Source organism: Streptomyces inhibens, assembly GCF_003389455.1.
Classification (GTDB): Bacteria; Actinomycetota; Actinomycetes; order Streptomycetales; family Streptomycetaceae; genus Streptomyces; species Streptomyces inhibens.
The window spans coordinates 1-6,318 of the sequence record NZ_QUAC01000159.1 but is presented as its reverse complement, the minus strand read 5'-3'; the positions used below and the strand labels follow the sequence as shown (position 1 = coordinate 6,318).

Sequence of the window (6,318 nt, the reverse complement as noted above, 5' to 3'; positions counted from 1 at the left end):
CTCGGCCTGCCGCACCGGCACCGTCAGCCCGCGCCCGCCGCCCGCGCTCCGCCCCCCGGCGCCGTCCGCCCGCGGCAGCACCTCCGGGCCGAACTCCCGCACCAGCTTCTCCCGCACCTTCGCGGCACCGCCCGGCTGCCCGTCCACCGGGCGGCTCTGTGTGCAGCTCATCGCGGCCTGATCGCGGCCGGTCAGCGCGCCGGTCAGCAGCGCGGCGTTCGCCTCGTGCTTCGCATAGGCCTGCGGATAGCCGCTGCGCTGCACCTTCTGCGCGGCCACGGTCAACGGCAGCCGGGAATAGCCGGGCACCTTCGCCAGATGCCGGTAGAACTCCCCGGCCGAATAGACCGGGTCCAAGATCTGCTTCACGGTGCCCCAGTCCTGGGACGGCCGCTGCTGGAAGAGTCCGACCGAATCCCGGTCGCCGAAGTCGATGTTGCGCAGCCCCGATTCCTGCATCGCGGTGGCCAGCGCAATGGTCACCGCGCGCTCCGGAAGCCCGCGCGAGGACGCCACCGCCGAGATCGTCGCGGCGTTCGCGGCCTGCTCCGGCGACAGCTCGTACGCCTTCGCATCGCCCTCGCCGCGCACCGTGCAGCGCGGCGCCCCCGGGCCGCCGGTCACGTACTGCACCACGAGATAGACGGCCAGCCCGATCAGTACGGCGAAGGCCGCGGCGGTACGCCACAGGCGCTTGCGGCGGACGGGGGCTGAGGGCTGGGCGGACACGGGCCCACCGTACTGGAGTGCTGCCGATAGGGTCGGATCCATGGAGCGCTCCGCAGACCACCCCGCCCTCGACCTGTCGCTCGACGCCGCGGCACTGACCGCGCAGCTCGTCGATTTCCCGTCCGAGAGCGGCAACGAGAAGGACCTCGCCGACGCCGTTGAGCACGCCCTGCGTGCGCTGGCGCATCTGACCGTCGACCGGTACGGCAACAACGTCGTGGCCCGTACGAACCTGGGCCGCGCCGAGCGGGTGGTGCTCGCCGGACACCTCGACACCGTCCCGATCGCCGACAACCCCCCCAATGTCCCTTCCCGGCTCGACGAGAACGGCGTCCTGTGGGGCTGCGGCACCTGCGACATGAAGTCCGGAGTCGCCGTCCAGCTGCGGATGGCCGCCACCGTCCCGGCGCCCAACCGCGACCTGACCTTCGTCTTCTACGACAACGAAGAGGTTGCCGCGCACCTCAACGGCCTCGGCCATGTCGCCGACGCCCACCCCGACTGGCTCGTCGGCGACTTCGCCGTCCTCCTGGAGCCCTCCGACGGCCAGGTGGAGGGCGGCTGCCAGGGCACCCTGCGGGTCCTGCTGCGCACCACCGGCGAGCGCGCGCACTCCGCCCGCAGCTGGATGGGCGCCAACGCCCTCCACGCCGCCGCCCCGATCCTGGCGAAGCTCGCCGCCTACGAACCGCGCCGCCCGGTGATCGACGGCCTCGAATACCGCGAGGGCCTCAACGCCGTACGCATCGAGGGCGGCGTCGCCAACAACGTCATCCCCGACGCCTGCACGGTCACCGTGAACTTCCGCTACGCGCCCGACCGCACCCCCGACGAGGCGATCGCCCACGTACGCGAGGTCTTCGCGGACTGCCCGGTGGACGAATTCATCGTCGACGATCACTCCCCGGGCGCGCTGCCGGGGCTCTCCCACCCGGCGGCCAAGGCGTTCATGGAGTCCGTCGGCGGCACCGCGATGCCCAAGTTCGGCTGGACCGATGTCTCCCGCTTCAGCGCCCTGGGCGTCCCGGCCGTCAACTACGGCCCCGGCTACTCCCTGCTCGCGCACAAGAAGGACGAGCGGGTCGAGGTCGACCGCATCCTGCACTGCGAGGAGCGGCTGCGCGCCTGGCTCACGGCCTGACGCGACCCGAGACCAGCGGCCGACCGACTGCCGCCGGACCGAGGTCCAGCCGAATTCCCCTGCGCTTCACGTCCGTGGATCTACGCTGAAACGGCAAACGATCTGTCTGCGGAGGGAGCACGTCATGGCCAGTCCCGAGGGAGCACCGGTGCCCGAGGAGCAGCGTCTGGGTCCCGTACTGCGGCGCCGCGACCAGGTGCAGGCCGGCACCACGGACCAGCGGCTGCTGGATTCCGAAGGTCCCTCCGAGTGGGTGCACACCGACCCCTGGCGTGTGATGCGCATCCAGTCGGAGTTCGTCGAGGGCTTCGGCGCGCTGGCCGAGCTGGGCCCGGCCGTCAGCGTCTTCGGCTCGGCCCGTACGCCGCGCGACTCCAAGGAGTACGACGCCGGCGTACGGATCGGGCGCGCCCTGGTCGACGCCGGGTTCGCGGTGATCACCGGCGGCGGCCCCGGCGCCATGGAGGCCGCCAACAAGGGCGCCAACGAGGCCGGCGGGGTCTCCGTGGGGCTGGGCATCGAGCTGCCCTTCGAGCAGGGCATGAACGACTATGTGAACCTCGGCGTCGACTTCCGGTACTTCTTCGTCCGCAAGACCTGCTTCGTGAAGTACGCCCGCGGATTCGTGGTGCTCCCCGGCGGGCTCGGCACCCTCGACGAGCTCTTCGAGGCGCTCACCCTCGTGCAGACCCGTAAGGTCACCCGCTTCCCGATCGTGCTGTTCGGCACGGCCTACTGGAGCGGGCTGGTCGACTGGCTGCGCGACACCCTCATCGCCGAGGGCAAGGCGTCGATGCACGATCTGGAGCTCTTCCACCTCAGCGACGACGTGGACGAGGCGATCGCGCTGGTGACGAAGGAGGTCGGGATCTAGGCCCTGTCGTCAAACTCCCGCCTGCCCCGCCCTTCGGGCGAACGACGGGAGTTTGACGACAGGACCTAGGGCGGCGGGCCCTCAGGCCAGTCCCCGGCGGGCGACCGCCGGGGGCCGGTGGCCGGCGATCGAAGCCACCATGTCCAGCACCTGGCGGGTCTCGGCGACCTCGTGGACGCGGTAGACCTGGGCGCCCAGCCAGGCCGAGACGGCGGTGGTCGCCAGGGTGCCGAGCACCCGTTCCTTGACCGGCTTGTCGAGCGTCTCGCCGACGAAGTCCTTGTTGGACAGCGAGACCAGCACCGGCAAGGGGGTATCCCCTGCCCGAGCGAAGCCGAGAGCCTGGGGAACGGCCTCCGTCATCTCGCCCAGCCGGCGGGTCGCCTCCAGGCTGTGCCGGGTGTTCTTCGTGAAGTCGTGCCCCGGATCGATCATGATTGCGTCCCGCCGGACGCCCAACTCCACGGCCCGGTCGGCCAGTCCGAGCGTCACCCGCAGAATGTCCGCCATCACATCGTCGTACGCCACCCGGTGCGGGCGGGTACGCGGCTCGGCGCCGCCCGCGTGCGTGCACACCAGGCCCACGTCATAGCGCGCCGCCACCTCGGCGAGCCGGGGATCGACGCCCCCCCAGGCGTCGTTGAGCAGATCCGCGCCGGCCTCGCAGACCGCCTCGCCGACCTCGTGCCGCCAGGTGTCGACGCTGATCACCACATCGGGGAAGCGCTTGCGCACCTCGGCCACGAAGCCGGCCGTGCGGCGCACCTCCTCCTCGGCGCTCACCTCCTCGCCGGGGCCCGCCTTGACGCCGCCGATGTCGATGATCGCGGCGCCGTCGGCCACCGCCTGTTCCACGCGGGCGAGCGCGGGCTCGTCGCGGAACGTGGCGCCCTGGTCGTAGAACGAATCCGGGGTTCTGTTGACGATCGCCATGATCACCGGCTCATGCGCCCCGAACTCGCGATTCCCCAGCCGCAGCATTCCCTGACTCCCTCTCCATGGTCCGGGAGCGACCCTAACTGTCAGACCCGCATGGCACGATCAGTGCAGGCACATAGTCCGGGGAGTTGGTCGTGTTCTGGTTCTTGCTGATCGCGATGGTCGTGGTGGTGGCCGCGGTCACACTCGTGGTCGTCGGCGGCGGTGACGGCGGTGGGCTGCGGGATGCCGAGCCGGACCGGCTGTACGACCCGCTGCCGGACGACCGCCCGGTGGCCCGCGCCGATGTGGACGCCGTCCGTCTGCCGGTGACGGTCCGCGGCTATCGGATGGACGAGGTCGACGACGTCCTGGACCGCCTGGGCGCCGAGCTGGCCGAGCGGGACGCCCGGATCGCCGAGCTGGAGGCGGCGCTGGCCGGTGCGCATGCCGCGGCCATGGGCGGCCCGGGGCTGATACAGGACGGCCCGCCCCTGATCGGGCCGGTGGAGGATGCCCGGCCCGGGACCGGGACCGGTGGCGGGGAAGCCGCCGGCCGGCCCGAGGCCCCCGGGACCCGCGAAGGCGAGGAGCAGGTATGAACGGCGTGGTGACGGAACCGGACGGCATCCCGCGCTGCCCCTGGGGCATGGAGTCGGAGCAGATGGCCGACTACCGCGCCTATCACGACACCGAATGGGGCCTGCCGGTCCATGGTGACGACGCCCTCTTCGAGCGGATGAGTCTGGAGGCGTTCCAGTCCGGGCTCTCCTGGATCACGATCCTGCGGCGCCGCACCGGCTTCCGTGCCGCGTTCGCCGACTTCCGGATCGCGAAGGTGGCGCGGTTCACCGATGCCGACGCCGAGCGGCTGCTCGCCGACCCCGGCATCATCCGCAACCGCGCCAAGATCGCCGCGACGATCAACAACGCCAAGGTCGCCGCCGCGCTGGCCCCCGATGAGCTCGACGAGCTGATCTGGTCCTACGCCCCCGACCGGACCGGCCGGCCGGTGCCGCGCACGGTCGGCGATGTGCAGCCGACGACCCCGGAGTCCACGGCGCTCGCCAAGGACCTCAAGAAGCGCGGCTTCCGCTTCGTCGGCCCGACCACCGCGTACGCGATGATGCAGGCCTGCGGCCTGGTCAACGACCATCTGGCGGGCTGCCACGCCCGGGGGGCCGTGGAAGCGGCGGCCGGCTGACCGAGGCCGGCGGGGCGGGGGCCGGTCGGCGGGACCGGTCCGGCGGTGCCGGGGTCAGTGCCCCAGGAAGGCCGGCTTCTCCTTCTTCACGAACGCCTCGACCGCGATCCGGTGGTCCTCCGACGCCCCGGCCCGGATCTGCAGCTCGTCCTCCTTGCCGAGGGTCTCGGCGAGCGAGTGCCCCGCGCCGTAGGCCAGCGACTCCTTGATCGCGGCGTAGGCGGCGGTCGGGCCCTGGGCCAGCCGGCGGGCGACGGCCGCGGCCTCGTCGGCCAGTTCGCCGGCCGGGACGACCTTGTTGGCGATGCCCAGCTCGTACGCCTCCTGAGCGCTGACATTGCGGGGGAAGAGCAGCAGATCCGCGGCCCGGCCGTGGCCGATCAGCCGGGGCAGCGTCCAGGACATCCCGGAGTCGGCGGTCAGCGCCACGCCTGCGAAAGAGGTGTTGAAGGACGCGGTGTCGGCGACCACGCGGTAGTCGGCGGCCAGTGCGAAGCCCGCGCCGGCGCCCGCGGCGACCCCGTTGACCCCCGCGACCACCGGCTTGGGCATCTCGGTCAGCGCCGTCACGATGGGGTTGTAGTGCTCACGCACGGTGTTCATGGTGCTGCCGGAGCCGGTGGCCCGGTCCTCGGCCAGCAGGCCGATGTGCTCCTTGAGGTCCTGCCCGACGCAGAAGGCGCGCCCGGTGGCGGTCAGCAGAACGGCGCGTACCGCGGAGTCGGCGGCGGCCTCCTGCAAGGTGTCCCGCAGCAGGACCTTCGCCTCGGTGTTCATCGCGTTCATCGCGTCCGGGCGGTTGAGAGTGATCGTCGCGAGTCCGTCGGTCACGTCATAGAGCACGGTGTCGGCCATAGTTGGGAGTCCCCTCCGTCGCGGCTCGGACTGCTCGGCAGCGGCAGTCAGCGCTCAGGATGCCGGAGATCATCGGCCGTCGGCATGTGACGTACATCAAACAATGCGGGTGCGTCGGAGGTCCGCGAGGGGAGAAGTATTGCAGCCCGCTCCCCGAATTGGGTGGGTTTGAGAGAGCGCGTTGCCGAAGGGATGCTGCCCGATGTTGGTCATCGGGTCGTTCGATGCGGGATAATGGCCTGGAAGCAATGTGTTCGATGCCGGTGACACGTGCCTATTCGGGCCGTCGGCTGAGGTGAGCTGGTTTCAGGAAGGGGAACGAGCATGGCGGCCATGAAGCCGCGGACGGGCGACGGCCCGCTCGAGGTGACAAAGGAGGGGCGGGGCATCGTCATGCGCGTTCCGCTCGAAGGCGGCGGGCGGCTCGTCGTCGAGCTGACCCCCGACGAAGCCAAGGCCCTGGGTGAGGCCCTGGACAAGGTCACCGTCTGACAAAGACGGAGAAACCGGCGGATTCCCGGGGCTGACCCCGGTACCCCCCAGTCGAATTACCCCGGCCCCGGCAGGCGGCGCGCACTCAAGGCGCGCCGCGTGCCG

The 6,318-nt window shown here is 71.3% G+C and carries 8 protein-coding genes; 5 read left to right on the top strand and 3 right to left on the bottom strand.

Annotation, left to right across the window (positions count from 1 at the left end; genetic code table 11):
* The coding region (locus tag DY245_RS20435) for a heavy metal transporter (protein ID WP_128508689.1) at positions 1-729 on the bottom strand (729 nt) is incomplete at its 3' end.
* 40 nt (positions 730-769) lie between these two features.
* On the opposite strand from DY245_RS20435, the gene dapE reads away from it, so the two are divergent.
* The gene (gene dapE / locus DY245_RS20430; protein WP_128508688.1) at positions 770-1,870 is read left to right on the top strand and encodes a succinyl-diaminopimelate desuccinylase; all 1,101 of its coding nucleotides are present in this window, start codon (positions 770-772) and stop codon (positions 1,868-1,870) included.
* A gap of 124 nt (positions 1,871-1,994) precedes the next feature.
* Complete coding sequence (locus tag DY245_RS20425) at positions 1,995-2,744, top strand: LOG family protein (RefSeq protein ID WP_128508687.1); 750 nt, start codon at positions 1,995-1,997, stop codon at positions 2,742-2,744.
* Positions 2,745-2,825: 81 nt separating this feature from the next.
* Here DY245_RS20425 and folP read toward each other — a convergent pair whose 3' ends face one another.
* Positions 2,826-3,725 carry a dihydropteroate synthase gene (gene folP, locus DY245_RS20420; protein ID WP_128508686.1) on the bottom strand — a complete coding sequence of 300 codons (900 nt, stop codon included), beginning with the start codon at positions 3,723-3,725 and terminating at the stop codon, positions 2,826-2,828.
* 92 nt (positions 3,726-3,817) lie between these two features.
* Here folP and DY245_RS20415 point away from each other — a divergent pair, with 92 nt between their 5' ends.
* Together DY245_RS20415 and DY245_RS20410 are read left to right on the top strand one after the other, a co-directional pair.
* Complete coding sequence (locus DY245_RS20415; RefSeq protein WP_128508685.1) at positions 3,818-4,264, top strand: DivIVA domain-containing protein; 447 nt, start codon at positions 3,818-3,820, stop codon at positions 4,262-4,264.
* Positions 4,261-4,866 (top strand): DNA-3-methyladenine glycosylase I, encoded by a 606-nt coding sequence (locus DY245_RS20410; RefSeq protein WP_128508684.1) that lies wholly within the window; start codon positions 4,261-4,263, stop codon positions 4,864-4,866. Before DY245_RS20415 ends, DY245_RS20410 begins: the two co-directional genes overlap by 4 nt.
* 54 nt (positions 4,867-4,920) lie before the next feature.
* Here DY245_RS20410 and chcB read toward each other — a convergent pair whose 3' ends face one another.
* Positions 4,921-5,721: a 2-cyclohexenylcarbonyl CoA isomerase gene (chcB, locus tag DY245_RS20405; protein WP_128508683.1), complete on the bottom strand. Its 801-nt coding sequence runs from the start codon at positions 5,719-5,721 to the stop codon at positions 4,921-4,923.
* A gap of 324 nt (positions 5,722-6,045) precedes the next feature.
* Between chcB and DY245_RS20400 the strand changes: the two genes are divergently transcribed.
* Complete coding sequence (locus DY245_RS20400) at positions 6,046-6,213, top strand: DUF3117 domain-containing protein (protein WP_006603288.1); 168 nt, start codon at positions 6,046-6,048, stop codon at positions 6,211-6,213.
* Positions 6,214-6,318 lie beyond the last annotated feature (105 nt).

What these genes read in the sequence shown, in the direction of transcription:
- dapE (WP_128508688.1), top strand. Translation starts at nt 770, where the DNA reads ATGGAGCGCTCCGCAGACCACCCCGCCCTCGACCTGTCGCTCGACGCC.
- DY245_RS20425 (WP_128508687.1), top strand. Translation starts at nt 1,995, where the DNA reads ATGGCCAGTCCCGAGGGAGCACCGGTGCCCGAGGAGCAGCGTCTGGGT.
- folP (WP_128508686.1), bottom strand. Translation starts at nt 3,725, where the DNA reads ATGCTGCGGCTGGGGAATCGCGAGTTCGGGGCGCATGAGCCGGTGATC.
- DY245_RS20410 (WP_128508684.1), top strand. Translation starts at nt 4,261, where the DNA reads ATGAACGGCGTGGTGACGGAACCGGACGGCATCCCGCGCTGCCCCTGG.
- chcB (WP_128508683.1), bottom strand. Translation starts at nt 5,721, where the DNA reads ATGGCCGACACCGTGCTCTATGACGTGACCGACGGACTCGCGACGATC.
- DY245_RS20400 (WP_006603288.1), top strand. Translation starts at nt 6,046, where the DNA reads ATGGCGGCCATGAAGCCGCGGACGGGCGACGGCCCGCTCGAGGTGACA.